We start from the raw sequence: 26,525 nt of genomic DNA on the forward strand, positions 1-26,525 counted from the left end.
TCGGACCACCTGCCGTTCCTGGTGGACCTGCGCATCCCCTCGGGCGTCTGAGCGCTGCCGGAGGACACCGTGACCGGAGCGGATCGACCGATGGTCGGTGGGGACGGCCCTCTGGCGTGCACGGTCAGCGGGGTGTTCCACCGCGCCGTGGACCCGGCCCACCGTGCGGCCGCACTCGCCGCCTCGCGGGCGGCCGGCCGCTACTCGCCTGCGGACGTGCCGACGCTCTATCTCAGCGCGTCGCCTGCCGGTGTCGCCGCAGCGATGATCGCCCACACCGGTGCGCGGAGCCCGACGCCCGACGTGCTGACGGTCGAGGTGGTGGCCGACCGGATCGTCGATCTCCGCGCGCACGAGGCGCTGCGGACCCTCGGCATCGATCCGCGGACGCCGCCGCCGACTGGCAGGAGATCGTCGCCGCAGGCGGCTCGCCCCCGTCCTGGAGGGTCCGCGAGGCGCTCGAGCGGCGGGGTGCGCACGGCCTGATCGATCCGTCGCGCAAGCGGCCCGACCTCTGGCACCTGGTGCTCTTCCGGTGGAACCGCCCCGGGGCGCCCATCGTCCGGGTGATCGCCGGCTGAGGCTGTCGCTGCCCAGCGCCCTCTCAGGCGGCGGGGAGCTCCCGGAGGCGCTGGCTGATCACGCCGGTGATGCCGTCGCCGCGCATGCTGACGCCGTAGAGCGCGTCGGCGATCTCCATCGTCCGCTTCTGGTGGGTGATCACGATCAGCTGCGACGACCTCCGCAGGTCCTCGAAGATGGTGAGCAGGCGCCCGAGGTTCGCGTCATCGAGCGCGGCCTCCACCTCGTCCATGATGTAGAACGGGCTCGGCCGCGCCTTGAAGATCGCGACGAGCAGGGCGACCGCCGCCAGCGAGCGCTCGCCGCCGGAGAGCAGCGAGAGCCGCTCGATCTTCTTGCCTGCGGGGCGCACCGACACCTCGACGCCCGTCGTGAGCAGGTCGGTGGGGTCGGTGAGCTCGATGCTTCCCGTGCCGCCGGGGAACAGCACCGGGAACACCTCGGCGAACGCGGCCTGCGTGTCCTCGAACGCGGACAGGAAGATCGACTGCATCCGCTCGTCGATCTCGCCGATGATCGTCAGCAGGTCCTTGCGGGTGTTCTGCAGGTCGCTGAGCTGATCGGTGAGGAAGGTGTGCCGCTGCTCGAGTGCGGCGAACTCCTCGAGTGCGAGCGGGTTCACCCGCCCGAGTTGGGCGAGCTTCCGCGCCGCCGCGTCGAGGCGCGTCTGCTGCTCCGCACGGTCGTATGGCCGAAGGGGCGTCTCCTCCTCCTCGACACCGGCCTCAGGCACGGGAACGCCCGGGCCGTACTCACGGACGAGGACGTCCTCGCCGAGGCCCAGGGCGGCCGCACGCTCCAGCAGAGAGGAGAGGTGCAGCTTCTTCTCGTAGAGCTGCAGCTCGAGCGCATGCACGTCTTCGGTGATCGTGTGCAGCCGGGCGCGCACCTCGGACTCGGAACGGCGCAGCTCGCCCAGCTCCCGGTTCCTCCCCACCCGGGCCGCCTCCGCGCTCGCCCGGGCCAGCCGGGCCTCCGCGACGGAGCGATCGATCGAGTCGAGCACCGCGGGCAGCGCAGAGACCACGGACTCCGCGGCCTGCATCTGGCGGCGGCGCAGCACCGCGCGCCGTGCGGCTTCCTCGGCAGCGGCACGCTCTGCCTCACGCCGGCGCTCGAGCGCGGCCACCCTCGCGTCCTCGGCGCGCACTCGCTCCCGGGCGGTCTCCACGGCGAGCCGCGCGGCCACCTCCCGCTCCCGGGCGGCCTCGACGGCGGCGGCAAGCGGAATCCGCGCCTCTCCCTCGAAGCGCGGGCGGGGCGCCGAGCGCGCCTCGTCGAGCTGCCGCTTGGCCTCGGCGCTCGCGTGCTCGGCGAGCGCGACCTGCTCGGCCGATTGGGAGCTGGCGCGCTCCAGGCGCTCGAGCTCGGAGTTCGCCGCCTCCGCCTGCACCCGGAGGCGGTTGAGCACCTCGGTCTGGGCGGTCACCTGCGCGTCGGCCTCGCGCAGGGCGCGGAGCGTCGCCGCGGCCCGATCCTTGGCGCCCGCCGCCTCTGCGCGGTTCTCGGCGATGGCGGATCGGGTGCGCTCGAGGGCGTGGCCCACGTCCTCGAGACGGTCGGCGGCCGTGTCGCGCTGGGCGACGAGCTCGATGCGGCTCGGCGCCGAGCCCGAGCCGCCGCGGACCACGTGCGGCGTGAGCACCTCGCCCGCGCGGGTGACGACGGTGGTGGCAGGAGACGCGTCGCGGGCCCCCGGCCACACCATGTGGGCCGCGGCGAGGTCCTCGACGAGGGCGACGGAGGCGAGGAGAGCGAGCACGCCGGGCGGGCCCGTGACGACGTCCCTCGCGGGCACCGCCTGCACGCCGAGGCGGAGCACCGCCGGGGCAGCGGACTCCGCGCCCGTGGCGACCACCAGCTCGACGCGGCCGAGCCGCGACTGCCGGGCGTGCTCGAGCGCGGCGAGCGCCGACTCGGCGTCGTCGGCGAGGACCGCGTCGGCGAGCGATCCGAGTGCGGCGGCCACCGCCGCCTCCCAGCCGGGCTCCACGGTCAGCTGATCGGCGACGCGGCCGCGCAGTCCGGAGAGCCCGGCGCCGACCAGCTCGGCGGTGCCGTCCTTCACGTCGAGCGCGAGGGAGAGCGCAGCCACGCGGGCCGACAGTGCGTCCCGCTCACGCTCCTGGCCATGCAGAGTCTCCCTGAGTCGTTCGGCCTCGGCGGTCGTGCGCTCCACCTCGCCCTGGGCGGCCTGGTGCAGGATGCGGAGGTCCTGCCCGCCGCCGTCCTCGCCCGCGGCCGCCTCTGCCTCGAGACCCGCGAAGCGCAACCGGGCGGCGTCCCGGCGCTCGCGTGCGGAGTCGAGGGCGTTCTGCTGGCGCAGCACCTCGCCGCGCACCGCCGCGAGCCGCGACGCCGCGGCGTCCGCCCTGCCCGCGACCTGCGACAGGGTGAGGTCGTAGCGGGAGACCGCGGCGCTCTGCTCGGCGATCTGCCGATCCACGCGATCGAGGGCTGAGCGCGCGGTGCCGAAGTCGCTGCGTGCGTCGACGAGCGCGTCCTCGGCGGCGGCGATGTCGGCGCGCAGGCGCTCTCCCTCCGCCTTCGCGTCCTCGATGTTCTGCTGCGTCACGCTCGGCCCGGCGCTCGGCAGCTCCTCGCCGGTGCCGAGCAGTGCGAGCCGCTGGTTGGCGAGCGTGTAGAGATTGCGAAGCCGCTCCTGAGCGGATTCGAGGGCGAACGCCACGTCGCGGGCGGCGTCCACCTCCTCGCTGGACCCGGTCTCCGCGAGCTCGGCGGAGCGCCGGACGAGCTCATCGAGCTGGGCCTGCACGACCACGCGCTCCTCGCTGCGCTCCTGCTCGGTGCGGGTGAAGCCGGCCAGGGCGGTGCGCAGCGTGACCACATCGTCGGCCAGCAGCCGCGCGCGCGCGTCGCGCACCGTGGCCTGGATGGTCTGAGCCTCGCGCGCCACCTCCGCCTGCGAGCCCAGCGGCTTGAGCTGGCGACGGATCTCGCCGGCCAAATCGGAGAGGCGGGTGAGATTGGCCTGCATCGACTCGAGCTTGCGCTCGGTCTTCTCCTTGCGGCGGCGGTGCTTGAGGATGCCGGCGGCCTCCTCGATGAAGCCTCTGCGGTCGATCGGAGTGGCGTGCAGCACCGCGTCGAGCTGGCCCTGACCCACGATCACGTGCATCTCCCGGCCGAGTCCGGAGTCGCTCAGCAGCTCCTGCACGTCGAGCAGGCGGCAGCCCTCGCCGTTGATCGCATACTCGCTGCCGCCGTTGCGGAAGAGCGTGCGCCGGATCGTCACCTCGGTGTAGTCGATCGGCAGGGCGCCGTCCGAGTTGTCGATGGTGAGCGTGACCTCGGCGCGGCCCAGCGGGCCCTTCGTGGCGGTGCCCGCGAAGATGACGTCCTCCATCTTGCCGCCGCGGAGGGTCTTCGCGCCCTGCTCGCCCATCACCCAGGCGAGCGCGTCCACCACGTTGCTCTTGCCTGAGCCGTTCGGGCCGACCACGCACGTGACGCCACGCTCGAACGCGAAGGTGGTCGGCTGCGCGAAGGACTTGAACCCCTTGAGGGTCAGGCTCTTCAGATACACCGGGCCTCCGCAGGGGCTACGACGGGAAAGCCCTACGGTACCGCGCGCCCCGGACAGCCGGTGTCGTGCCGCGAGTCGGCGCGCCCGCGCGGCGGGCCGTCACAGGGCGAGGATCGTTCCGGCCGCGCGCAGGAGGACCTCGCCGACGCCGTAGGTGCAGTAGAGGCCCAGGGCGATCGCGAGCACATACTCGCGGATCGAGCCGGCCTTGCCGAGCAGCGGCAGCGCGATGTAGCCGTTCCGCTTCCACAGGTCGTTGAGGACCTGGGTCTTTCGCCACCAGGCGGGCGGCTTGATCTGGATCGGCCAGAGCGGGCTGGGGATGCCGCCGACGGTCAGCGCGTCCCCCACGAGATGCGCCACGTAGCCGAGGCCGATCGCCAGCGGGAACCAGATGCTGGAGTCGGCGGCGAAGACGAACACCACGAGGGCCGCGAGCAGGCCGAGAGCCCACGCGGTGCGCCAGTGCTGCACGAGGTCGCGCGCCTTGGCGGCGAAGGCGATGAGGGCCACCGTGGCGATCGCAGGGCCGATGGCCGTCTGGCCGAGGACGGGAACGACGATCTCCCAGCGCCCGATCGCGACCGCCGCAGCCGTCACTACGGCTGCGGCGAGGAGGGTGTGCGCGCCGTGGCGGTGGCCGCCGCTCGCGTCGCCGATGGCGTCGGTCACGAGCGAGCCGAGCACGGGGACGGAGTGCGCGATGGTCGCGCTCCTGTGATCCGCGTCGGGCAGCAGGGCGGCGCCCGAGCACACCATGGCACCGGCGAGCACGCCCGCGGGGGTGAGCGGCAGGATCCCGGTGCCGAACGCGGGCAGCGCGGCGGTCACGGCCAGCCAGACGGCGGTGCCGCTCGTCGCGTGCGTGAAGCCCATCACGCTCCCATCGTGCAGGCTTCGCCGCGAGAGCCCGCCCGCCGCGCCGCGGGCGGCTGCAGCCGGGACCTCCATGGCCCTCCGCCCAGCACCACGCCGCCCCTGTGCTCGGCCGCCCCCTCGCAGGCATACTGAACCGGTGGACGCCGAGATCGCCGAGCTTCCCCTGCCCGCCTCGCTCGAGGCCGAGGGAGGCGCCGCCTTCGCGGAGATGGTCGCCATGACGAACGCGGTGACGGCGAGCGTGCTGGGACGCTCCGACCTCGCCGGGGAGCCCGCAGCCGAGCTGGCAGAGGCACGCGACCCCTACTCCTCCGTCCGGATCGCGCTCGCTCGCCTCGACGGGCGCATCGTCGGCCGGTGCCTCGCGGTCGTGCCGCTCGAGGAGGGGTCCCGCACCGCGGAGGTCGAGGTTGATGTGCTGCCCGAGGCGAGAGGGCAGGGCATCGGATCGGCACTGCTGGCGTGGGGGGCGGAGGTCGCCGGGTCGGCCGGACGGCAGGTCCTGCAGTGCTGGCCCTTCCACCGGGCGGTCGTCCCCGGCGAGGAGGTCCTGGTGCCGCCGACCGCGGCGGGCGCTGTCCCGGCGGCAGATGCCGGCGCTCGCTACCTCTCCCGGCACGGCTGGCGCCTGGGTCAGGTCTACCGGGTGAGCCGAATCGAGTTGAGCGAGGCGCGGGCGGCGACCGTGTCGACCGGCCGGGCGGCTCGGGAGGCGGCGAGCGACTACGACCTCCTCACCTGGACGGGCGCGACGCCACCCGAGCACCTCGACGACCTGGCGCTCCTGCACGCGAGGATGCCGATCGACGCCCCCCAGTCCGACCTCGCGGTCGACGAGCAGGAGTGGAACGCGGATCGGGTCCTGTCCCACGACGAGCGCAACTCGAGGGGCGGCATCCTCGTCGTCACGGCGGCGGCGCGGCACAGGACGAGCGGGCGCCTGGTCGCGTTCAGCACCGCGTACCTGGGGACGGACCGGAGCCGGCCCGCAGACCAGGGCGACACCCTGGTGCTGAAGGAGCACCGCGGCCATCGCCTGGGAGTGCTCGTGAAGGCCGGGCTGCACGAGGAGATCGAGCGGGTCTCCCCCGAGACCCCGGCGGTGGTCACCTACAACGCTGAGGAGAACCGGCGGATGCTGGCGGTCAACGAGGCGATCGGCTTCCGGGCCGTCGGCTCGGTCGGCGTCTGGGAGAAGCGGACGCCGTAAAGGGGGTCTCCCAGCCCTCCCCTCCACGCGCCGAGGTGCCACGTGATGTCGCTATTCGGCCCCGGATCCATCACCAAGTGGCATTTCGACCTCCCGTGGGAGGAGTGGGGTCAGCGTGGTCGGGGCGGACCGCGCGCGGCAGGCGCTGGCACCACGGGCAGTAGTGGCTCGAGCGGTTCATGAAGCTCGTCCGCGCGATGGGCCTGCCGCAGCGCGCGCACTCCTTGCCCTGCTGCCCGTAGGCGTTGAGGCGCTGCGCGAAGTAGCCGGACGCGCCGTTCACGTTCACGTACTGCGCATCGAAGCTGGTGCCGCCGTCCTCGAGGGCACGGGTGAGCACGAGCCGGAGCTCCGCGAGAAGGAGCTTCGCGCGGGGCCGGGACAGGGTCGCCGTGGGGGCCTCGAAGTGCAGCCGCGCCGCCCAGAGCGCCTCGTCGGCATAGATGTTGCCCACCCCGCTCACCAGCGTCTGGTCGAGCAGTGCCCGCTTGACGCCGGTGTTCTTCCGCGCGAGCGCGGCGAGGAACCGGCGCTCGTCGAATGCGGGGTCGAGCGGATCACGCGCGATGTGAGCGACCTGGGATGGGATGCGGGTGTCCTCCGAGCCCCGGCCGGCCGGAGCCGCATCGGCAACGGGGACGAGGTCGTCGACCGCCATCGAGCCGAAGATCCGCTGGTCGACGAAGGCGAGCGACAGCGGTCCGTGGACCGGCGATCCGATCTCGATCCGCACCCGGAGCAGGCGGTCGTCGGGTGCATCGACGGCGCGGAGCAGCACCTGCCCGCTCATGCCGAGATGCGCAACGAGCGCACGGTCGGTGCCGGTGAGCGGGAGCCAGAGGAACTTGCCGCGTCGCACGGCCGCCCCGATGCGGGTGCCGGCGAGCTCGTCGCCGAAGGTGTCCGCAGTGCCGACGTGGCGGCGGAGCGAGCGGGTGTCGAGCACGCGCACCCCGGTGATGCGGGCGCCGGTGACGGCGGGCTCGAGCCCGGCTCGGACCGTCTCCACCTCGGGCAGCTCAGGCATCGGACTCCGGAAAGGGGGGAAGGATCGGATCAGGAGGACGCGTCGGAGTGCCGGCGCTTGCGCACCAATGCCTTCCAGGCGTGGAGCGCTGCGGCCATCTCGGCCTGCTTCTTGCTGGTGCCCTCACCCGTCGCGGTGATGAGGTCGCCGACTGTCACCGTGGCGGTGAAGGTGCGGGCGTGATCCGGACCGGCCGAGGCGATCGAGTAGACGGGCAGGCCGGCCCCCCGTCGGGCCGCGACCTCCTGCAGGCTCGTCTTGGGGTCCATCGCTTCGCTGAAGCGCTCGGGGTCGTCGAGCAGCGGCTGAACGAGTCGGAGCACGAACGCGGTGGCCACGTCATCGCCGCAGGAGAGGTACACCGCCCCGATGACGGCCTCGACGGCGTCCGCGAGGATCGAGGACTTGTCGCGGCCGCCAGTCTGCTCCTCACCCTTGCCGAGGCGCAGGAAGGAGCCCAGCCCCATCGCGCGCGCGATCTCCGCGAGCGCGACGGTGGAGACGACGCTCGACCGGCGCTTCGCCAGGTCTCCCTCGTCGAGGCTGGGGTACTCGGTGAAGAGCTCGACCGTGACGGCCTTGCCGAGGATGGCGTCGCCCAGGAACTCCAGGCGCTCGTTGTTCGGCAGTCCGCCGTGCTCGTACGCGTACGAGCGATGGGTCAGGGCCAGCTCGAGCAGCGCGGGGTCGAGGTCGACCGCGAGCCGCTCGACCAGGACGCTCCGGTCGGGCATGGTGCCGCCCGGGGCGCGCGACTCAGACGTCGGCGACCTTGCGGCCCTTGTACTCCAGGTACAGCTCGGTGCCCTGGGAGTCCTCGACCACCTTGGCGCGGTGCGGGAGGCTGTAGACGACCTTGCCGTTCTCGATGGTCTTCACCAGGGCCGGCACGGAGGCCTTCCACTGCGAACGGCGCGAGTGCGTGTTGGAGCGCGACTTCTTCCGCTTGGGAACCGCCATGGCTTATCTCTCTTCTTCTGTCGAAACGTCTGTCTGCTCGCGCAGGGCCGCAAGCGCCGCCCACCGCTCATCGAGAGGGGCTTCGCGCTCGTCGTCCGCGAGCACCAGGGTCACGCCTTCGGCGAGCTCGATCTGGTCGGTCTCGCCGGCGATCTCCGGCTGGAACGGCAGTGACAACACCACCGCGTCCCTCACGACCTGTTCAAGATCGACCTGGTCGCCTTGAACCTCGTAGTCATCGGAAGGAACCTCAGAAGAATACGCGAAAAGCTCCTGGAATTCGACTTCGATGGGCATCTCGAAGTCGGTGAGGGTGCGCGCGCTCTGCGCGTCGGCCACCGTGTCGACCTCGCCGGTCACAAGAATCCCCTCGTGGACGGACTCCAACCGGACGCGAATCTCCATGTGCCGTCCCTCGGCGACCCAAGCGAGTCCCTCCCCCAGCTTCTCGGGCACGTCGAGGCTGAGGTGCTTCTCGCGCTGCTCCCCCGGGCGGTTGACGATGTCCCGGACGTTCACGAGATACGGGTTCTTGGCGGTCACGGCAAAATCCTACGCGCCGCAGAACGGCCGGTCGGTGCGGCCCTTCCCCTTGGAGCGGGACGGGAGGACGATGCAGGGCATGAGCGAGGCGCCGCCCGGTGCTGCCGGTCCGCCCGTCGGCGACGGTGCGGCGGAGGCCGTCCCCGCTGTGCGCGCCCAGCTGCTCGCGACCGAGCACTGGGGACTGCTCGCCGCACGCTCGACCGCCCAGAGCGAGGTCCTCACCCGGATCGGGATGCTGCTCACCCTGGTCTCCGCCGGGCTGGTCAGCCTCGCGCTCGTCGGCCAGGCGACGCGGTTCCGCGGCGACTTCCCGGCCTTCGCCGTCACCGTCCTCGCGCTCGTGACCGTGGTCGGCGTGCTGACCCAGATCCGGGTGCAGAACGTAGCCCTGGAGGACCTGATGTACGTCCTCGCGATGAACCGAATGCGCGCGGCCTACGTCGACCTCGATCCGGGGGTCGCGCGATACTTCCTCGCGTCGCAGCACGACGATCAGGCGGGCGTCGCCCGCACCTACTACTTCCTCGGCCGCCGATCCGCCTTCAGTCAGGTCGCCGGCAGCTCCATGATCTTCACCATGGTGGTCGACGGCGGCCTGGTCGGCCTCCTGGCCGCCTCGATCGCGTCGGCATCGGGAGGCGGGATGCCGATTGCGGTCACCACGGGGGGAATCGTCGGCTTCCTGTACCTGGCCCTCTCTGTGGTGATGGGGGGCCGCAGCTACTTCAGGATCATGCGGACCTACCGGCCCCTGAATCCGACCGCACCCGAGCGACTCGACTGACGTCCGCCGAACGTCCGGAGTGGGTCAGAGGGAGTCGAGGGCCTCGTCGAGGATCGCGAGGCCGCGCTCCGCCTCGTCCCTGGTGATCACGCAGGGCGGAACCACATGGATGCGGTTGTCCGCGCTGAAGGGCAGCATCCCCCGCTGCAGCAGGCCCGCCTTGATCGCGCCGATCGCAGAGGGGCCGAGCGGCTGCCGGGTGTCGCGGTCCTCGACCAGGTCGAGGGCCCAGAAGACCCCGACGCCGCGCACCTCGCCGATCACCTCGTGCTTCTCGGCGAGCGCCCGCAGTCCGGGCCCGAGCACGTCGCGACCGATGGTCGTCGCGTTCTCCAGGATGCCCTCGTCGCTCATCGCGTCGAGCGCCGCCACGATGGAGGCCATCGCCAGCGGATGCCCGGAGTAGGTGAGCCCACCGGGGAACACCCGCTCGTCGAACTCCTCGGCGATCCACGGCGGGAGGATGACGCCGCCGGCCGGAACGTAGCCGGAGTTGACGCCCTTCGCGAAGGTGATGAGGTCGGGCACGATGCCGTCCGGATTCACCCCGGCGTTCTGGAAGGCGAACCAGTCGCCCGTGCGGCCGAAGCCGGCCATGACCTCGTCGAAGATGAGCACGATCTTGTACTTGTCGGCGAGCGCCCGAACGCCGGTGAGGTAGCCGGGCGGCGGCACGAGCACGCCGGCGGTGCCGGGGATCGTCTCGATCAGGATCGCCGCGATCGATGCCGCGCCCTCGGCCTGGATGACGCGCTCGAGCGAGTGCAGCGCGCGCTCGGTCTCCTGCTCCACGCTCTGCGACCAGAACTCGCTGCGGTAGGCGAACGGCCCGAAGAAGTGCACGTGTCCGCGCGAGTACTCGTTCGGCACGCGGCGCCAGTCACCGGTGGCCGAGATGGCAGCGCCGGTGTTGCCGTGGTAGGAGCGGTACATCGAGAGCACCTTGTCGCGGCCGGTCACGAGGCGCGCCAGCCGGATGGCGTTCTCGTTGGCGTCCGCTCCGCCGTTGGTGAAGAAGACCTTGCTGAACTCGCCGCCGGCGCGCGCCAGGATCCGGCCGGCCGCCTCGCCGCGGGCCAGGTTGGCGTGGGCGGGCGCGACGGTGGTCAGCAGGTCCGCCTGCGCCTTGATGCCGGCGATCACCCTGGGGTGCTGGTGCCCGATGTTCACGTTCACGAGCTGGCTGGCGAAGTCGAGGTAGCGGTTGCCGTCCGCGTCCCACACTGTGCTGCCGAGGCCGCCCGCGATGGCCATGGGCTTCAGCGCGCCCTGCGCGGACCAGGAGTGGAAGACGTGGGCGCGGTCGAGGTCGAGCGTGCGCTGTCCCTCGTCGGTGTCGGTGGGCGCGAGAGTCATGGTGCATGTCCTTGGTCGGTTCGAGGTGCGGGGACCGGGAGGGGGATTCTCCCGGTCCGTCGCGGGGAAAGTGCAGGAGTGCTCGTTGCCGCCCTCGTTGAGGGTGACCTCGATCGGAGAGAAGTCGGTTCCGATCACATCATCGCCCTCGTCGATGAGCTCCTTCAGCGCCGTGTCGAGTACTCGTTGGAGGATGCCGTCGCGGCGCCGACAGGAATCGACACAGCACGCTCTTGCCGCTCATGCCCTGGCCACGATGGTGTCGCGCAGCGCCGGGATGACGGTCTCTCCGTACACCCGGAGGGTCTCCTCCTTGTTGTCGTGCTGGAGGTAGCCGGCGAACTGGTGCACGCCGAGCGCCTTCAGGCGCTCGAGCTTCTCGATGTGCTGCTCGGCGGTGCCGAGGAGGCAGAAGCGGTCGACGATCTCGTCCGGCACGAACTGGGTGTGCGTGTTGCCCGCCCGGCCGTGCTCGTTGTAGTCGTACGCCTGGCGGCCCGCGATGTAGTCGGTGAGCGCCTGCGGGACGGCTCCCGCAGTGCCGTACTTGGCGACGATGTCGGCGACGTGGTTGCCGACCATCCCGCCGAACCAGCGGCACTGGTCGCGCATGTGCTCCCAGTCGTCGCCGATGTAGAAGGGCGCGGCCACGCAGAACTTGACCGACATCGGGTCGCGTCCCGCCTTCTCCGCGGCGTCGCGGACGGTGCCGATCATCCACTCGGCGATGTCGACGTCGCCGCACTGCAGGATGAACCCGTCGCCCACCTCGCCGGCGAGCTTGAGGGCGAGCGGTCCGTAGGCGGCCACCCAGACCTCGAGCTCGCTGCCGACGCTCCACGGGAACCGCAGGGTGGCGCCGTTGTACTCGACCGAACGGGAGTTGGCCAGCTCCCGGATCACGTGCACCGACTCCCGGAGCTCCTTGAGGGTCGTGGGCTTGCCGTTGGCCACCCGCACGGCCGAGTCGCCCCGGCCGATGCCGCACACGGTCCGGTTGCCGTACATCTCGTTGAGGGTCGCGAACACGCTGGCGGTGACGGTCCAGTCGCGGGTGGCGGGGTTGGTGACGAACGGCCCGACCTTGATCCGCCGCGTCTCCGCGAGGATCTGGCTGTAGATCACATACGGCTCCTGCCAGAGCACGTGGGAGTCGAAGGTCCAGACGTGGCTGAAGCCGTGCTGCTCCGCGAGCTTGGCGAGCCCGACCGTCCGCGAGGCGGGTGGATTGGTCTGCAGAACCGCTCCGAACTCCATCAGCCTCTCCCTCTCAAGTGCCCGTTGCGGCGGGAAGTGCCCGCTGTATCGGTCACTTCGCGCCGGAACGGGCCATTCACAGTCGGCATCAGATGAGGTACTGGGAGAGGCCGCGCTTGATGTACTTGCCGTCCCCCTTCGCGCCGAGGTAGGAGCCGCCGTCCACCACGACCTTGCCGCGGGAGATCACGGTGTCGACGTGGCCGTCGATCTCGAAGCCCTCCCATGCCGAGTAGTCCATGTTCATGTGGTGGGTGCGGCCAGTCTGCTCGCCGCTCGCGTCGATGCCGAGTCCGATCGAGGTGTGCCCGTTCGGGTCGTAGACGACGACGTCGCCGTCGGCTCCCGGCTGGATCACGCCCTTCCTGCCGTACATGCCGAACATCCGGGCCGGCGTGGTGGAGGTGATCTCCACCCAGCGCGACAGCGAGATCTTCCCGTCGACGACGCCCTGGTAGAGCAGGTCCATGCGGTGCTCGACGCTGCCGATGCCGTTGGGGATCTTCGAGAAGTCGCCGACCCCCATGTCCTTCTGGCCCTTCATGCAGAACGGGCAGTGGTCGGTGGAGACCATCTGGATGTCGTTGGTGCGCAGGCTCTGCCACATGTGGTGCTGATGGCCCTCCGCCCGCGAGCGGAGAGGGGTGGAGCACACCCACTTCGCGCCCTCGAAGCCGGGCGCCCCGAGCTGCTCCTCGAGCGAGAGGTAGAGGTACTGCGGACAGGTCTCGCCGAACACGTTCTGGCCGTTGTCGCGGGCGGCCGCGATCTGCTCGACCGCCTGCTTGGCCGACACGTGCACAACATAGAGCGGCGCACCGGTGAGGTTGGCCAGCATGATCGCGCGGTGGGTGGCCTCCTCCTCCGCCTGCCAGGGACGGGTGAGCCCGTGGTAGTACGGCGACGTGTTGCCGGCGGCGAGCGCCTGCTGCACGAGCACGTCGATGACGGCGCCGTTCTCGGCGTGCATCATCATCATCGCGCCGTTCTCCGCGCCCTTCTGGAAGGCCCGGAGGATCTGTCCGTCGTCGGACAGGAAGACGCCCTTGTAGGCCATGAAGAGCTTGAAGCTCGTCACTCCCTCGGCGATGAGCTCGTCCATCGCCGAGAGCGAGCTGTCCTGCACGTCGGACAGGATCTGGTGGAAGCCGTAGTCGATGGCGCAGTTGCCCGCCGCCTTCTGCTGCCACAGGTTGTACTGCTCGACCACGTTCTGGTCCGGGTACTGCACGACGAAGTCGACGATGCTCGTGGTGCCGCCCCAGGCCGCGGCCCGGGTGCCGGTCTCGAAGGTGTCGCTGGCGTTGGTGCCCCCGAACGGCATCTCCATGTGGGTGTGCGCGTCGACTCCGCCGGGGATCACGTACTTCCCCGCCGCGTCGATCACGGCGTCGACGTTCGCCTCGAGGTCGAAGCCGAGGAGCGTCGAACCGGGCGCGAGGACCGCCGCGATGGTCTCCCCCTCGATCAGGACGTCGGCCTGGGCGGTGCCGGTCGCGTTGACGACCGTGCCGTTCTTGATCAGAGTCTTCATTTTCCGGTGCTCCGTTGCGCAGGATTCAGGGGGCGGTGATGGCGACGTAGGAATCGGGGCGACGGTCCCGGTAGAACTGCCAGTCGTCGCGCATCTGCTGCACCATGTCGAGGTCGAGATCCCGGATCAGGATCTCCTCGTGCTCGCCCGAGCCGCGCTCCCCCACGAAGTTGCCGCGCGGGTCGATGACCTGGCTCGTGCCGTAGAAGTCGACGGCCAGCTCGCCGTATTCGTTGTCCTCGCGTCCCACGCGGTTCGGCTGCAGGACGAAGTACCCGTTGGCGACGGCGGCCGCAGGTCCCTCGACCTCCCACAGCCGGTTGGACAGACCCGGCTTCGTGGCGTTCGGGTTGAACACCATGTGGGCGCCGTTCAGCCCGAGCTCGCGCCACCCCTCCGGGAAGTGGCGGTCGTAGCAGATGTACATGCCGACCTTGCCCACTGCGGTGTCGAACACCGGGTAGCCGAGGTTGCCCGGTCGGAAGTAGAACTTCTCCCAGAACCGGTCGAGGTTCGGGATGTGGTGCTTGCGGTACTTGCCCAGGGTCGTGCCGTCGGCGTCCACGAGGACCGAGGTGTTGTAGTAGACGCCGGTGATGTCCTCCTCGTAGATCGGCAGGATCATCACGACGCCGAGCTCCTTCGCGAGCGCGGCGAAGCGCTGCACGATGGGCCCGTCGGCGGGCTCGGCGTAGCGGTAGTACTTCTTGTCCTCGGTGATGCCGAAGTAGGGACCGTAGAACAGCTCCTGGAAGCAGATGATCTGCGCCCCCTGCGCTGCCGCATCCCGAGCGAAGCCCTCGTGCTTGTCGAGCATCGACTCCTTGTCGCCGGTCCAGGTGGTCTGGGTGATCGCAGCACGAACGACGGTCATCGGGTTCTCCTCGCAGTGGGGCCGCCCGGACGCGCGTGGCGCACAGCCGGGTGATGGGGATTATTCGGGGTGCACGTTTCTCGTTCGTTTCGCCGAATGACGGTGCGGTAACAGCGGGCGCCCGGCCGGCCGGCCGGCGCCCGGCCAGCACCGCCGAAGAGCCCGATGGTGCGCACCCTCCGAATGCTAGGGCTCGGGGCTCCCGGAGGCACCACTTCTTCTGCACGCCTGGCGGCCGGCCGGCCCCGCGGCGCGCGTAGACTCGACGGGACCCCTGGGCCTGCTCTGGTCCGGTGCGTCGGTTCGGGAGTTGAGCCGGCAGGTCGATCCGCGGGCGTCGGCGCCCGCAGTCCGACCGCCACTCCTGGAGCCTCATGCACCTGCGCCTCGCCTTCCCCCTCCTTCCGCTCACCGCCGTCGCAGTGCTCGCCGGCTGCGCGAGCCCCGGAGCGGGAGCAGCACCGACTCCCCCCGCCACGACCGCCGCTGCTGCGGTGGCCGTGGACAACTGCGGGACGCCCGTCACCTTCCCTGCCGCACCCTCCCGCGTGCTCACGATCAAGTCGACCTCCACCGAGATGCTGCTCGCGCTCGGCCTGGGCGATCGCATCGTCGGCACCGCCTTCCAGGACGGCCCGCTGCCCGAGAACCTGGCCGCCGACGGAGCTTCGCTCGTCTCGGTCGCCGATCAGGTGCCCACGGAGGAGGCGGTGCTCGGGCTCGAGCCGGACCTCGTCTACGCGGGCTGGGAGTCGAACTTCTCGGCAGACGGGGCCGGCGAGCGCGACGAGCTCCAGTCTCTCGGCATCGCCACTTATGTGTCGCCCGCGGCATGCAAGGAGCCCGAGTACAAGCCGAAGAAGCTCACCTGGGACTCGATCTTCGGCGAGATCCGCGAAGTAGGTGACATCTTCCGCGTGCCGGAGCAGGCGGAGAAGGTGGTGGCCGCGCAGCAGGCGGAGCTCGCCACGGTCGCTCCGGACGCCGAGGGGCGGACCGCCCTCTGGTGGTCCTCCGGAGACGACACCCCCTACGTCGGCGCCGGGACGGGCGCGCCCCAGCTGATCCTCGACACCCTCGGGCTCACCAACATCGCCGGGGATGTGCAGGACACCTGGACGCCCCTCGGCTGGGAGTCGATCGTGGCGGCGGACCCCGACGTGATCGTCCTGGTCGACGCCTCGTGGAACACGGCCGACAGCAAGATCGCGACGCTGCAGACGGATCCGGCGACGAAAAACCTCTCGGCGGTCAAGAACTCCCGCTACCTTCTGGTGCCGTTCCCGGCGAGCGAGGCCGGAGTGCGGAGCGCGGACGCGACCGTCGACCTGGCCGCCCAGCTGGCAGACCTGTCCTGAGGCCCCTGCAGTGACGGCGACGGAAGAGGCGGCGGGACCGGGAGTCACCGGCGCGACGCGGGCGCTCGCGGCGCTCCGCGGCTCACGGCTCACCCTCGCCGGCGTCGGCCTGCTCGGCGTCGTGCTCCTCGGCGCCTCGATCGCCGTCGCGGTCACGATCGGCCCCGCCGACATCGGGGTCGGCGAGGTGTTCCGGTCGCTCTCGTCCCACCTCGGCATCGGGTCCACTCCGCTCAGCGCACTGCGCGACGGCATCGTGTGGGAGCTCCGCCTGCCCCGGCTGCTCACCGCCGCCGCGGTCGGCGCCGGCCTCGCCCTGAGCGGCGCCGTGATGCAGGCGATCACCCGCAACGCCCTCGCCGATCCGTACCTCCTCGGCCTCTCCTCGGGCGCCTCGCTCGGGGCCGTCGCCGTGCTGCTGCTCGGCGTGGGGCTGCTGCTCCCCGTCGCCGCCTTCCTGGGGGCGATGCTGGCGCTGCTGGCAACGCTCGCCCTGGCGCGGTCCGCGGGGGCGATCACGCCCGCCCGGACGGTGCTCGCCGGGGTCGCGGTGTCCTCGCTCGCCGCCGCGATCACCAGCCTCGTGATCTTCTGGACGGCGACCGGCGACTCCTACCGTGAGATCCTCGGCTGGCTCCTCGGCTCGCTCGCCGGCGCTCGCTGGCCCGCCGTGGCCATCGCGGTCGTCGCGCTCGCCGTGGTCGGTGTGCCGCTCCTCGCCGGAGCACGGGTGCTCGACGCCTTCGCGTTCGGCGACACGTCCGCGGCCGCGCTCGGGGTGAACGTCCCCGGGGTGCGCTGGACACTTCTCGGCGGCACCGCGCTGCTCACGGGCGCGATGGTGTCGGTCAGCGGGTCCATCGGCTTCGTCGGCCTGGTGCTCCCGCATGCCGTGCGGCTGCTCACCGGGCCGGGACATCGCGCACTGCTGCCGCTGTCCGCCCTCGCCGGGGCCATCTTCCTGGTCTGGGCGGACACCGCGGCGCGGAGCCTCTTCGATCCGCGCGAGCTGCCCGTCGGCGTGGTCACCGCGATCCTCGGCGCCCCCGTGTTCGCCCTTCTCCTCGCTCGTCGGACCCGCACGTGAGCGACCTCTCCGGCGAGCGGGTGACCCTCACCGCGGGCGGTCGGCTGCTGCTCGACGGGATAGACGTGGCCGTCCGCGCCGGCAGCGTCACGGCGCTGATCGGCCCGAACGGCGCCGGGAAGTCCACCCTGCTGCGCGCCCTCGCCGCCCTCGAGGCGCCCGCCTCCGGCACCGTGCGGTTCGGCACGGTGGACGCGGCAACTCTCAGCGGCGTCCGGCGGGCCCGCATCGCGGCCCTCGTCGAACAGGACGCGAACACCGACCTCGACCTCCGGGTGGAGGACGTCGTCGCCCTCGGCCGCCTGCCGCACGAGGGCGTCTGGGGCGGGCCCCTGAAGGAGCGCGAGCGCATCGTCGAGGAGAGCCTCGACGCGGTCGGCATGAGCGGATTCCGCGGTCGCCGCGTCCCCTCGCTGTCCGGCGGCGAGCGCCAGCGCGTGCTGCTCGCCAAGGCGCTCGCCCAGCGCACGCCGCTGCTCCTCCTGGACGAGCCGACCAATCACCTCGACATCGCCGCGCAGCTGTCGACGCTCGGGCTGCTCCGTCGGCTGGCCGCGGGCGGAGCGACCGTCCTCGCCGCCCTGCACGACCTCGGGCTCGCCGCCGCGTTCGCCGACGACGTCGTGGTGCTCGCGGGCGGCCGGGTGGCGGCATCCGGTCCGGTCGCCTCGACCCTCACTCCCGAGCTGATCCGCGACGTCTACGACGTGGACGCGGTGATCCTTCCGCACCCCACGAGCGGGCGGCCGGTGCTCGCCCTGGACCTGCCCGAAATCGCCGGGGCCGAGCGGGAGGGAAGCCGATGACGCGCATCACCGTGCTCGCGGGCGGGGTGGGCGGCGCCAAGTTCCTCCGCGGGCTGCGGACCGAGGCCGCGCGGCGCTGGCCGGACGGGGCAGGCGGCACCAGCGCTGAGCTCACGGCCGTGGTGAACACAGGAGACGACGCGTGGCTCGCAGGTCTCCGCATCACCCCCGACCTCGACTCGATCCTCTACGCCCTTGCGGGAGTCAACGACGAGCAGCGCGGCTGGGGGCGGGCCGGTGAGAGCGAGCGGGTCAGCGCGGAGCTGCGCGCCTACGGGGTGGGCTGGCCCTGGTTCACGCTCGGCGACCTCGATCTGGGCACCCACATCGCGCGCACCTCGTGGCTCCGGGAGGGCGCACCGCTCGGCGAGGTCGTCACCCGGCTCTCCTCCCGGTGGCCGCTCGGAGTGCGCCTGCTGCCGATGACGGAGCAGGAGGTCGAGACCCAGGTGGAGGTCGAGGACGGAGGCCGCACTCGCCTGATGCACTTCCAGGAGTGGTGGACGCGCTACCGGGCCTCGCTGCCCGCGCTCCGGTTCGTCCAGCCGGGCGTCGATCGCGCGGAAGCGGCCCCCGGAGTGATCGAGGCGATCGCGTCCGCCGACGTCGTCGTGTTCGCGCCGTCGAATCCCGTCGTCTCGATCGGCACCATCCTCGCGATCCCGTCGCTGGCCAGAGCGGTGCGCGACACCCGCGCTCCCGTCGTCGGCGTGTCCCCGATCGTCGGCGGCGCTCCGGTGCGCGGCATGGCCGACGCCTGCCTTGCCGCCATCGGCGTCGAGACCGGCGCCGCAGCGGTCGCCCTCCACTACGGCTCGCGCGCGTCCGGCGGCCTCCTCGACGGCTGGCTCATGGACACAGTGGACGAGAGCGAGGCGGAGAGCATCAGGGGCGCCGGCATCGCCGCGGCCGCCCGCCCGCTCCTGATGACGGACCTGCCCGCGAGCGCCGCGATCGCCGGCGCCGCTCTCGACCTGGCCGACTCCCTGCGCTAGCCCGATTGCCCCGTCCTCGGTCCCAGGGCCTGCAGGGCACGGGCGGTGAACAGGCCCACGCCGCGCTGCCGGGCGGCGCCGAGATCCGCGAGGGTGTCCACATCCCGCCTCAGCCCCGAGACATCCCGGAGAGCGAGCTCGACGTACCCCGCTCGCCGGTGAGCCAACCGCGAGCCTGTGCCGAAGCGGGGCCGGTGCTGCACGCCCGGTCGCGCGGTGCTGAGCACCGTGCCGCGACCGTCGGCGTCGGGGACGATCGCGCGCGGGACGCGGCCCGCCGCGGTCAGCGCCGCGGCGAGCTGCTCGGGCCGCAGAGCCGGCAGGTCACCGAGCAGGAACGCGACGCCGAGCGCCCGGGAGCGGACTGCCGCTCCACCCGCGGCCAGGGCGGGGAGCAGTCCCGAGGAGGCGGGCTCGGTCACCACTCCGGCGCCGAGGTCGCGGAAGCGCAGCGCGTCGGCCCGGGGAGTCACGACGACCACCTCCCGCACGCCCGCGGCGGCCAGCGCCGCGCGCACCGCATCGAGGGCGAACGCGAGGGCCAGCTCCTCTCGCAGCGAGGGCGCGACGTCCAACCGCGACTTGCCCTGCGCACGGCCCTTCACGGGCACGACGACGGCCCAGTCGAGGCTCACCTTGAGCGGACGAGCCGGACGGCGTGGACCCCGACCGGCAGGGACGAGCGGCTGGGGTCGCCAGGAGGTCGGGAGATCATCGCCGTCAGCCTAGGCCGGGTCTCGCCGGTGGCGGGCGCCTCCCCGGCGGGATATAAATGTTCTGACAAATGGCATCGGCGTCGGTCGAGCCCCGCACTCCTCGACGGAAGGCCGGCAATGGCGCAGGAGCCGAACTTCGACCTCGTCACGATCGGGCGGGTGGGGGTCGACCTGTATCCGCTGCAGGACGGCGTTGGCCTCGAGGAGGTCGAGACCTTCGGCAAGTTCCTCGGCGGCAGCGCCACCAACGTCGCGGTGGCCGCCGCGCGACACGGCCTCCGCACTGCGGTCATCACGCGGACCGGCAACGACCCCTTCGGCCGGTTCCTCCGCGCCGAGATCGACCGGCTCGGCGTCGACAACCGCTTCGTCGCACCGGTCGAGGGACTGCACACCCCCGTGACGTTCTGCGAGATCTTTCCGCCCGACAACTTCCCCCTCTACTTCTACCGGGAGCCGATCGCGCCGGACCTGATGATCCGCTCCACCGAGCTGGACTATGCCGCGATCACGGACGCGGGCATCTTCTGGGCCACGGTCACCGGGCTCTCCCGAGAGCCGAGCCGCGCCGCGCACTTCGCCGCATGGGCTGCACGCGGCCGGCGCCGCTTCACGGTCCTGGATCTCGACTACCGGCCGATGTTCTGGGAGTCCCGGGACGATGCCCACCGACAGGTCACGGAGGCCCTCCAGCACGTCACCGTGGCGGTCGGCAACCTCGACGAGTGCGAGGTCGCGACCGGCGAGTCCGATCCGAGCCGCGCCGCGGACGCCCTGCTCGACCGAGGCGTGGAGCTCGCGGTCGTGAAGCAGGGGCCCCGTGGAGTGCTCGCGAAGACGCGATCCGAGACGGTGCAGGTTCCCGCCGCGCCGGTGCACGTCGTCAACGGACTCGGCGCGGGGGACGGCTTCGGCGGCGCCCTCTGCGCCGGCCTGGTCCGGGAGTGGCCGCTCGAGCGCACGATCCGCTTCGCCGGAGTCGCCGGCGCGATCGTGGCCGGCCGCAGGGAGTGCGCCACGGCGATGCCCACGACGGCCGAGGTCGAGGCGCAGCTCCAGGGGAACCGGCATGCCTGACGCGTCGCTGCAGGACGGGTTCGACCGGCTGCGGAACGCCCGCGCGACGGCGCCCGACTCGATCTCCTCCACACTGTCCGGCCGCACGAGGCGGAAGCTCCTCCGCGGCGACGGCCGCCTCTTCATCGTGGCAGCCGACCATCCCGGGCGCGGCGCACTGGGCATCGGGTCGCGCGAGCTGGCCATGGGCGACAGATACGACCTCCTCGGCCGGCTCGCGCAGGCGCTGCGGAACCCCGGGGTGGACGGCGTGCTCGGCACCGCCGACATCCTCGAGGACCTCGCGATGCTCGGCCTGCTCGAGGACAGGATCGCCGTCGGATCGATGAACCGCGGCGGCCTGCGCGGCGCCCGCTTCGAGCTGGACGATCGCTACACCGCGTACACGATCCCCCGGATCGTCGAGGACGGCCTCGACGCCGCCAAGGCGCTGGTGCGCATCGACCTCGACGACCCGGGAACAGCGGACACTCTGTCGGCGACGGCGGATGCGGTGTCCCAGGCCGCCTCGGCCCGCGTCCCGATCCTCCTCGAGCCGTTCCTCAGCCGCCGTGAGAGCGGCGCCGTCGTCAACGACCTCACGCCCGACGCCGTCATCCGCTCGGTCGCCATCGCCTCCGCCCTCGGCTCGTCCAGCGCGTACACGTGGCTGAAGCTGCCGGTCGTCGACGACATGGCGCGGGTCATGACGTCGACCACGCTGCCGACCCTCCTCCTCGGCGGCGACGGCGACGGCCGGCCGGACGAGATGTTCGAGTCATGGGACGCGGCGCTCCGACTGCCGGGCGTCCGCGGGCTCATGGTGGGGCGCACCCTGCTGTACCCGCCGGACGACGACGTCGATCGCGCCGTCGACATCGCGGCGCGCCTCGTGCACCCCTACCCCTCACCCGATCCCGCTTCCGGCGACCGCAGCAGCCGGTGACAGGTGCGATGGAGAGCCCCTGGTCCGCCCCTCCGGCCGCCTGACAGCGGACGGCTGGGCGGCTCGGGACTCGACGCGGCTGGCCGCCCTGCTCGCGTCGATGGCGGAGCGGTACGGAGAGGTCTACGGCACGGTCGGGTCACCCTCTGCGACGTGACCGCCGACGCGGGGGGCTCGCCCTCTTCCGCTCGCGGGTCCTGAGCTCCCGCTAGCGCAACGGCGCGGAGGTCCGGTCCGCTCAGCGAAAGCTGACGCGGAGCCCGCTCCTCACCTTCGCCGGCATCCGCGAGTAGGTCACCCGCAGGTCCTGGCCGGGCACGAGCTGCCACGGCGAGCGGAGGAACACACGGAGTCCGGCCTCGATCAGGCGATTCGTGGCCGACTCGCCGGGGCAGCGGTGATCCTCTGCGACGCGGCCCGCACCCTGGGCGACGATGTGCCGCGGATCCGCCGTCTCGAACCGCTCCGGCCAGAAGCGCTCCGGCTCCGGCCACAGGCGGGGGTCGTGGTTGGTGCCGTAAATGTCGAGCATCACCCAGTCCCGGTGCGCGAACTCGTGGCCGCTCCAGGTGAACGGGCGGCGGACCCTGCCCGCGATCACCGGGAAGAACGGGGTGCGGCGGCGCACCTCGTTGGCGAAATCCGTGAGGTCGCGGGGGCGGCCGCCGGCCAGCCGGGCGCGCGCCTCGGGGCGGCTCGCAAGGGCCAGCAGGGCGAACTCGACGAAGCGAACCACCGCGACGATCGGCCGGAGGAGGTTGACCAGCTCGACGGCGGCGACGGCGGCAGGGAGCGGCGAGCCATCGTCGCCGATCCAGCGCGCCACGGCCGCCAGCGGCGACTGCACCGGCGGAACGATCCGGCCATCACGCACGGCGACGATCAGCTCCGCCGCCCATCGCTCCGTGCGGTGGCGGCGAAGTCGGGCGGCCCAGTTCACCGGGCCGAAGGATCCGGCGCGCTCCACCATGGCCGCGAGCTCGGAGGCCCTGGCCCGGAACACCTCCCGGTCCGGATCCGGGATGCCGGCCCACCGGAAGGCGGTGCGCGCGAGGATCGGGCCGAGCTCATCGTGCAGGACGATGGACCCGTCGCGCCGGCGTGCCAGCGCGGCCGCGAGCTCCTCCTCGAAGATCTCCCCCATCCGGTTCTCCCCGCCGCCGGTCAACAGGGCGAGGAAGCCGGCCTTGCGCTGCCGATGGGCGGCGCCCTCGAGCGTCTGCACGCTGCCCTCGTCCTGCAGCAGGTGGAACGTCGAGGCGGGCATCGCCCCCTCCCGATCGAAGCGGTCGCCCTCGTAGAAGATCCGTGCGGCCTCTCCCCCGCGGATGCAGGTGATCGGCCTGCCCATCAGGCGGGTGCGGAAGCCGTCCGTCCCGAGCCGGTCGCAGGTGCGCGAGATGTAGTGGTACCCGTCGGCGACGAACGCCAGGGAGCTGTCGGGTGTGCTGAGCATCGGGAACATGGCGCCTCCGTCGTCAGGGTATGCGCCGAGGCGGGGCCGTGCAGGGGCCTTGCGCCAGGACGCGATATCTCCCCGTCGACCGCGAGCGGCGCGGCTAGGCCATCGCGCGCAGCCGCGGGGCCAGGTCGCGCTCGAAGAGTTCCAGGAAGCGGCGCTGGTCGTCGCCCGGACCGTGGAACACCAGGTGGTTGAAGCCCCAGCGGATGTACTGGCCGATCCGCTCGGCCACGTCGTCGGGGTCGCTGCCCACGATCCAGCGGGACGCGATCTGCTCGATCGGCAGCGCATCCGCGGCGCGCTCCATCTGCACCGGGTCGGTGATGGAATGCTTCTCCTCCGCGCTCAGCGACAGCGGCGACCAGAAGCGGGTGTTCTCCAGCGCCGCGTCGGCATCCGTGTCGTAGCTGAGCTTGATCTCGATCATCCGGTCGAGGCTCTCGGGGTCGCGGCCCGCGGCCGCCGCGCCTTCCGCTACCGCGGGCAGGAGCTTGTCGACGTAGAGCTCTGCGCCCTTCCCCGAGGTGCAGATGAACCCGTCCCCCGCACGGCCCGCATACTTGGCGACCACCGGCCCGCCCGCCGCGATGTAGACGGGCACGCCGCCGTCGGGCCGGTCATAGATGCTCGCATCGTGGGTGCTGTAGAACTCGCCGTCGAAGTTGACGCGGTCGCCGCTCCACAGTTCGCGGATCAGCCGCACCGACTCCCGGAGCCGCGCGAACCGCTCCTTGAACTCCGGCCACTCCTGCTCGCCGGGGCCACGGAAGCCGGTGGCGATCTCGTTGAGCGCCTCACCGGTCCCGACGCCGAGCAGGACCCGCCCCGGATAGAGCACGCCGAGCGTGGCGAAGGCCTGCGCGATGACGGCGGGGTTGTAGCGGAAGGTGGGGGTGAGCACCGAGGTGCCGAGCTGGATCGTCGAGGTCCGCTCCCCCACCGCGGTCAGCCAGGCGAGCGCGAACGGGGCGTGCCCGCCCGTGTGCCGCCACGGCTGGAAGTGGTCACTGACGGTGGCGCTCTCGAAGCCGTGCTGCTCGGCCGCGACCGCGAACTCGACGAGGTCGCGGGGGCCGAACTGCTCGGCGGAGGCCTTGTAGCCGAGTTTGAGGGGAAGCATTGCGGGTCCTTTCGGTGAGGGTTCAGGGGGCGGCGGAGGCGCTGCCGTCGCGGAATCCGGCGGCGTAGGCCTCGTCGCTGCCGGTGCGGAACATGTCCTGCTCGGCGGGCCGCACGAGCGCCCGGGCGCCGGGCGCGTCGAGCGAGGTCACCAGCCGGCCGAGGCCGCGCACCACGGCCACCGGCAGCGAGGCCGCCTTGCCCTTGACGAGGTCCGCGGCGGAGGCGATCTCGTCGGCGACCGCGGGCACGGTCACATCCAGTGCCCTGCCGCCGGCGTCGGCCGTGCCGCGCAGATCGTCGACCACGAGCACTCCGGCTGCACCGATGGCCGCGTCGGTCTGCCCCACCCGCCACGGCCGGCCCAGGGTGTCGCTGACGATCACCCCGATCCGAGTCCCCCGGTCCGCGAAGGCCCGGGCGATGGCCCGGGCCGAGGCGTCGGGGTCGACGGGGAGCAGGAGCACGTAGCCCTCCGGCACGTTGCTCGAGTCGACACCGGCCGCCGCCTGCACGATGCCGAGCGGGTTCTCCACGATGCGGGTGACGCCGCCGGGATGCCGGCGGCTGGCGACCACCCGCACGGTCTCGGCGGTGATGGCGTCCTCCCGGTCGGTCGCCGCGATCAGGCGACCCTCCGCCTTGGACACGATCTTGCTGCTGACCACCAGGATGTCGCCGTCCTGCAGATCACCGACCCAGCCGACGAGGAGGGAGGGCAGGTGGTCGCCGGCGGAGACCTCCGGAATGCCGGGGACCGCCCACACGGAGAAGCCGCCGTCTGCCGCGGTCATCTCAGCGCACCAGCCGGGGCAGCACATCGCGCGCGAAGACGTCGATCCACTCGCGCTGGTTCCTGCCGGCGTTGTGCAGGTAGATGCGGTCCGCGCCGAGATCCGCGTAGCGCTGGATGGCGGCCCGGTGCACGTCCGGGTCTGCGGAGATGACCATCCGTCCCTCGAAGTCCTCGATCCGCACGAGCTTGGCGAGCTGCTCGAACTCGAACGGGGAGCGGATGTCGCTCTTGGGGAAGCGCATCCCGCCGTTGGGCCACTCCCGCAGCGCGTTGGCGCGCGCCTCCTCGTCGGTCGGCGCCCAGGACAGGTGCAGCTGGAGCACCTTAGCGGTGGGGGCGGTCCTGCCCGACTCGCGGACCCCGTCGTCGAACCGTGAGAAGAGGCCGGCGATCTTCTCCACCGGGGCACCCACCGTGATCAGCCCGTCCGCCTGCCGGCCCGCCCGGCGGGCGGTCACGGGGCCTGCGGTCGCGATGAGCACGGGCGGGGGGACCTCGGGCATCGTCCAGAGCCGGGTGGACTCGAGGCGGAAGTGGGGACCGGAGTGCTTCACATCCCGGCCGGCCCGGGAGGCCTGGAAGAGCTTGGTGATGAGGTCGACGGCCTCGAACATCCGGTTGATCCGCTCGGCCGCCTCCGGCCAGTATTGGCCCACGATGTGCTCGTTGAGGGCCTCGCCCGAGCCGATGCCCAGCCAGTGCCGCCCCGGATACATCGCGGCGAGCGTGGCGGAGGCCTGAGCGACCATCGCCGGATGCCAGCGGAAGGTGGGCGCGGTGACGCCGGGACCGAAGTCGCCGGTGGTGCGCTCGGCGACGGCGGTCAGCACGTTCCAGACGAAGGAGCTCTGCCCCTGCGCGGGGACCCACGGCTGGAAGTGGTCGGCGGCCATCACGCCGGAGAAGCCGCGGCTCTCGGCATAGGCGGCGAGCGCGACCGCCTCGGCCGGGGCGAACCGCTCGAGCATCGCCGCATAGCCGACGGAGAAGACGCTCACTCCCTCATCCTTCCACCGCTCGCGACCTGCCGACTTCGGTCGCTGTCACCCGCCCCGATGTGACCGAACCGGGCAGGTCGGCGCGGAAGCGGGACGCTAATCCGCGGCGGGAACGAGGTCGACCGACGTGTGCGGCTGCAGGTACTCGCCCACCGCCGGCGGAACGTAGGGCGTGACGTCGCCGCCGAGCGCCGCCACCTGCCGCACCAGCGAGCTGGACACGTGCGCGTGCGCGGGGTCCGGGAGCAGGAACACCGTCTCCACGTGCGCGAGGTTGCGGTTGACGATCGCCATCGGCGTCTCGTAGGCGACATCCACCTGCGAGCGGATGCCCTTCACCAGGACGGTCGCCCCGACATCGGTGCAGTAGTCCACCAGCAGCCCGACGCTCCAGGACGCGACCCGGATGTGCCCGCCGAGGCCGGCGTCCGAGATGCTCCGCTCCAGCAGGCTCACCCGCTGGCCGATCGGCAGCAGCGCACCCTTGTCCGGATTGTGCACGACGAGCACGTGCAGCTCATCGAAGAGGTTGGCCGCGCGTTCGATCACATCCAGGTGGCCGAGGGTGACAGGGTCGAAGGACCCAGGAACAACGGCGATCCTGCGCATTGCGCCACTCTATCGGGGGCA

General features: G+C 71.9%; 25 protein-coding genes. 9 read left to right on the forward strand and 16 right to left on the reverse strand.

The window, feature by feature from the left end; all coding sequences use genetic code 11:
* Window positions 1-69 precede the first annotated feature (69 nt).
* A complete protein-coding gene (locus JWR33_RS12875; protein ID WP_297412318.1) occupies window positions 70-486 on the forward strand; it encodes an RES domain-containing protein in 417 nt (138 codons plus the stop codon).
* Window positions 487-604: 118 nt separating this feature from the next.
* Here the strand turns inward: JWR33_RS12875 and smc are convergent, their stop codons facing one another.
* Window positions 605-4,129 carry a chromosome segregation protein SMC gene (smc, locus tag JWR33_RS12880; protein ID WP_297412319.1) on the reverse strand — a complete coding sequence of 1,175 codons (3,525 nt, stop codon included), beginning with the start codon at window positions 4,127-4,129 and terminating at the stop codon, window positions 605-607.
* 99 nt (window positions 4,130-4,228) lie between these two features.
* Entirely contained in the window at window positions 4,229-5,080 is an 852-nt protein-coding gene (locus JWR33_RS12885; RefSeq protein WP_297412320.1) for a metal-dependent hydrolase, read from the reverse strand.
* A 64-nt stretch (window positions 5,081-5,144) separates the two neighbouring features.
* Here JWR33_RS12885 and JWR33_RS12890 point away from each other — a divergent pair, with 64 nt between their 5' ends.
* Complete coding sequence (locus JWR33_RS12890; protein WP_297412321.1) at window positions 5,145-6,218, forward strand: GNAT family N-acetyltransferase; 1,074 nt, start codon at window positions 5,145-5,147, stop codon at window positions 6,216-6,218.
* Window positions 6,219-6,288: 70 nt separating this feature from the next.
* On the opposite strand, the gene mutM is transcribed toward JWR33_RS12890, so the two are convergent.
* From mutM to JWR33_RS12910, 4 genes are read right to left on the reverse strand one after another with little or no spacing between them, the layout of a single operon-like run.
* Complete coding sequence (gene mutM / locus JWR33_RS12895; protein ID WP_297412322.1) at window positions 6,289-7,245, reverse strand: bifunctional DNA-formamidopyrimidine glycosylase/DNA-(apurinic or apyrimidinic site) lyase; 957 nt, start codon at window positions 7,243-7,245, stop codon at window positions 6,289-6,291.
* Window positions 7,246-7,274: 29 nt separating this feature from the next.
* Complete coding sequence (gene rnc / locus JWR33_RS12900; RefSeq protein ID WP_297412323.1) at window positions 7,275-7,979, reverse strand: ribonuclease III; 705 nt, start codon at window positions 7,977-7,979, stop codon at window positions 7,275-7,277.
* A gap of 22 nt (window positions 7,980-8,001) precedes the next feature.
* Entirely contained in the window at window positions 8,002-8,205 is a 204-nt protein-coding gene (rpmF, locus tag JWR33_RS12905) for a 50S ribosomal protein L32 (protein ID WP_297412324.1), read from the reverse strand.
* A gap of 3 nt (window positions 8,206-8,208) precedes the next feature.
* Window positions 8,209-8,748 (reverse strand): DUF177 domain-containing protein, encoded by a 540-nt coding sequence (locus tag JWR33_RS12910; protein WP_297412325.1) that lies wholly within the window; start codon window positions 8,746-8,748, stop codon window positions 8,209-8,211.
* A 79-nt stretch (window positions 8,749-8,827) separates the two neighbouring features.
* Between JWR33_RS12910 and JWR33_RS12915 the strand changes: the two genes are divergently transcribed.
* Window positions 8,828-9,535, forward strand: coding sequence for a hypothetical protein (locus tag JWR33_RS12915; protein WP_297412326.1), 708 nt, complete (start codon window positions 8,828-8,830; stop codon window positions 9,533-9,535).
* A 24-nt stretch (window positions 9,536-9,559) separates the two neighbouring features.
* Here the strand turns inward: JWR33_RS12915 and JWR33_RS12920 are convergent, their stop codons facing one another.
* From JWR33_RS12920 to JWR33_RS12935, 4 genes are all read right to left on the reverse strand, one after another.
* Window positions 9,560-10,891, reverse strand: a complete 1,332-nt coding sequence (locus JWR33_RS12920) for an aspartate aminotransferase family protein (protein WP_297412327.1) — start codon at window positions 10,889-10,891, stop codon at window positions 9,560-9,562.
* Between the two features lie 240 nt (window positions 10,892-11,131).
* Window positions 11,132-12,148, reverse strand: a complete 1,017-nt coding sequence (locus JWR33_RS12925) for a TIGR03842 family LLM class F420-dependent oxidoreductase (protein WP_297412328.1) — start codon at window positions 12,146-12,148, stop codon at window positions 11,132-11,134.
* 88 nt (window positions 12,149-12,236) lie between these two features.
* Window positions 12,237-13,682 (reverse strand): dihydropyrimidinase, encoded by a 1,446-nt coding sequence (gene hydA, locus JWR33_RS12930; RefSeq protein WP_297412329.1) that lies wholly within the window; start codon window positions 13,680-13,682, stop codon window positions 12,237-12,239.
* A gap of 25 nt (window positions 13,683-13,707) precedes the next feature.
* Entirely contained in the window at window positions 13,708-14,556 is an 849-nt protein-coding gene (locus JWR33_RS12935; RefSeq protein ID WP_297412330.1) for a nitrilase-related carbon-nitrogen hydrolase, read from the reverse strand.
* Window positions 14,557-14,930: 374 nt separating this feature from the next.
* Between JWR33_RS12935 and JWR33_RS12940 the strand changes: the two genes are divergently transcribed.
* The 4 genes from JWR33_RS12940 to cofD all read left to right on the forward strand — a co-directional run bounded on the left by JWR33_RS12940 (window position 14,931) and on the right by cofD (window position 18,802).
* Window positions 14,931-15,914 (forward strand): putative F420-0 ABC transporter substrate-binding protein, encoded by a 984-nt coding sequence (locus JWR33_RS12940; RefSeq protein WP_297412331.1) that lies wholly within the window; start codon window positions 14,931-14,933, stop codon window positions 15,912-15,914.
* Window positions 15,915-16,023: 109 nt separating this feature from the next.
* Window positions 16,024-17,001, forward strand: coding sequence for a putative F420-0 ABC transporter permease subunit (locus tag JWR33_RS12945; protein WP_297412352.1), 978 nt, complete (start codon window positions 16,024-16,026; stop codon window positions 16,999-17,001).
* Window positions 16,998-17,807, forward strand: coding sequence for an ABC transporter ATP-binding protein (locus tag JWR33_RS12950; RefSeq protein WP_297412332.1), 810 nt, complete (start codon window positions 16,998-17,000; stop codon window positions 17,805-17,807). The genes JWR33_RS12945 and JWR33_RS12950 overlap by 4 nt, the downstream gene beginning before the upstream one ends.
* Window positions 17,804-18,802, forward strand: a complete 999-nt coding sequence (gene cofD / locus JWR33_RS12955; protein WP_297412333.1) for a 2-phospho-L-lactate transferase — start codon at window positions 17,804-17,806, stop codon at window positions 18,800-18,802. Before JWR33_RS12950 ends, cofD begins: the two co-directional genes overlap by 4 nt.
* On the opposite strand, the gene cofC is transcribed toward cofD, so the two are convergent.
* Window positions 18,799-19,437: a 2-phospho-L-lactate guanylyltransferase gene (cofC, locus tag JWR33_RS12960; RefSeq protein WP_297412334.1), complete on the reverse strand. Its 639-nt coding sequence runs from the start codon at window positions 19,435-19,437 to the stop codon at window positions 18,799-18,801. The genes cofD and cofC overlap by 4 nt on opposite strands.
* Before the next feature lie 198 nt (window positions 19,438-19,635).
* Between cofC and iolC the strand changes: the two genes are divergently transcribed.
* Both iolC and JWR33_RS12970 read left to right on the forward strand, forming a co-directional pair.
* Entirely contained in the window at window positions 19,636-20,595 is a 960-nt protein-coding gene (gene iolC / locus JWR33_RS12965; RefSeq protein ID WP_297412335.1) for a 5-dehydro-2-deoxygluconokinase, read from the forward strand.
* The gene (locus JWR33_RS12970; RefSeq protein WP_297412336.1) at window positions 20,588-21,520 is read left to right on the forward strand and encodes a deoxyribose-phosphate aldolase; all 933 of its coding nucleotides are present in this window, start codon (window positions 20,588-20,590) and stop codon (window positions 21,518-21,520) included. Before iolC ends, JWR33_RS12970 begins: the two co-directional genes overlap by 8 nt.
* A gap of 238 nt (window positions 21,521-21,758) precedes the next feature.
* Here the strand turns inward: JWR33_RS12970 and JWR33_RS12975 are convergent, their stop codons facing one another.
* The 5 genes from JWR33_RS12975 to coaD form a co-directional block, all read right to left on the reverse strand.
* The gene (locus JWR33_RS12975; protein ID WP_297412337.1) at window positions 21,759-22,976 is read right to left on the reverse strand and encodes a cytochrome P450; all 1,218 of its coding nucleotides are present in this window, start codon (window positions 22,974-22,976) and stop codon (window positions 21,759-21,761) included.
* A gap of 103 nt (window positions 22,977-23,079) precedes the next feature.
* On the reverse strand, window positions 23,080-24,102 hold the full coding sequence (fgd, locus tag JWR33_RS12980; RefSeq protein WP_297412338.1) for a glucose-6-phosphate dehydrogenase (coenzyme-F420): 1,023 nt from the start codon (window positions 24,100-24,102) through the stop codon (window positions 23,080-23,082).
* A 22-nt stretch (window positions 24,103-24,124) separates the two neighbouring features.
* Entirely contained in the window at window positions 24,125-24,895 is a 771-nt protein-coding gene (cofE, locus tag JWR33_RS12985) for a coenzyme F420-0:L-glutamate ligase (RefSeq protein ID WP_297412339.1), read from the reverse strand.
* Between the two features lies 1 nt (window position 24,896).
* Window positions 24,897-25,895, reverse strand: a complete 999-nt coding sequence (locus JWR33_RS12990; RefSeq protein WP_297412340.1) for a TIGR03557 family F420-dependent LLM class oxidoreductase — start codon at window positions 25,893-25,895, stop codon at window positions 24,897-24,899.
* Between the two features lie 96 nt (window positions 25,896-25,991).
* Window positions 25,992-26,504: a pantetheine-phosphate adenylyltransferase gene (coaD, locus tag JWR33_RS12995; protein ID WP_297412341.1), complete on the reverse strand. Its 513-nt coding sequence runs from the start codon at window positions 26,502-26,504 to the stop codon at window positions 25,992-25,994.
* Window positions 26,505-26,525 lie beyond the last annotated feature (21 nt).

This window comes from Naasia sp., assembly GCF_025465545.1.
Classification (GTDB): Bacteria; Actinomycetota; Actinomycetes; order Actinomycetales; family Microbacteriaceae; genus Naasia.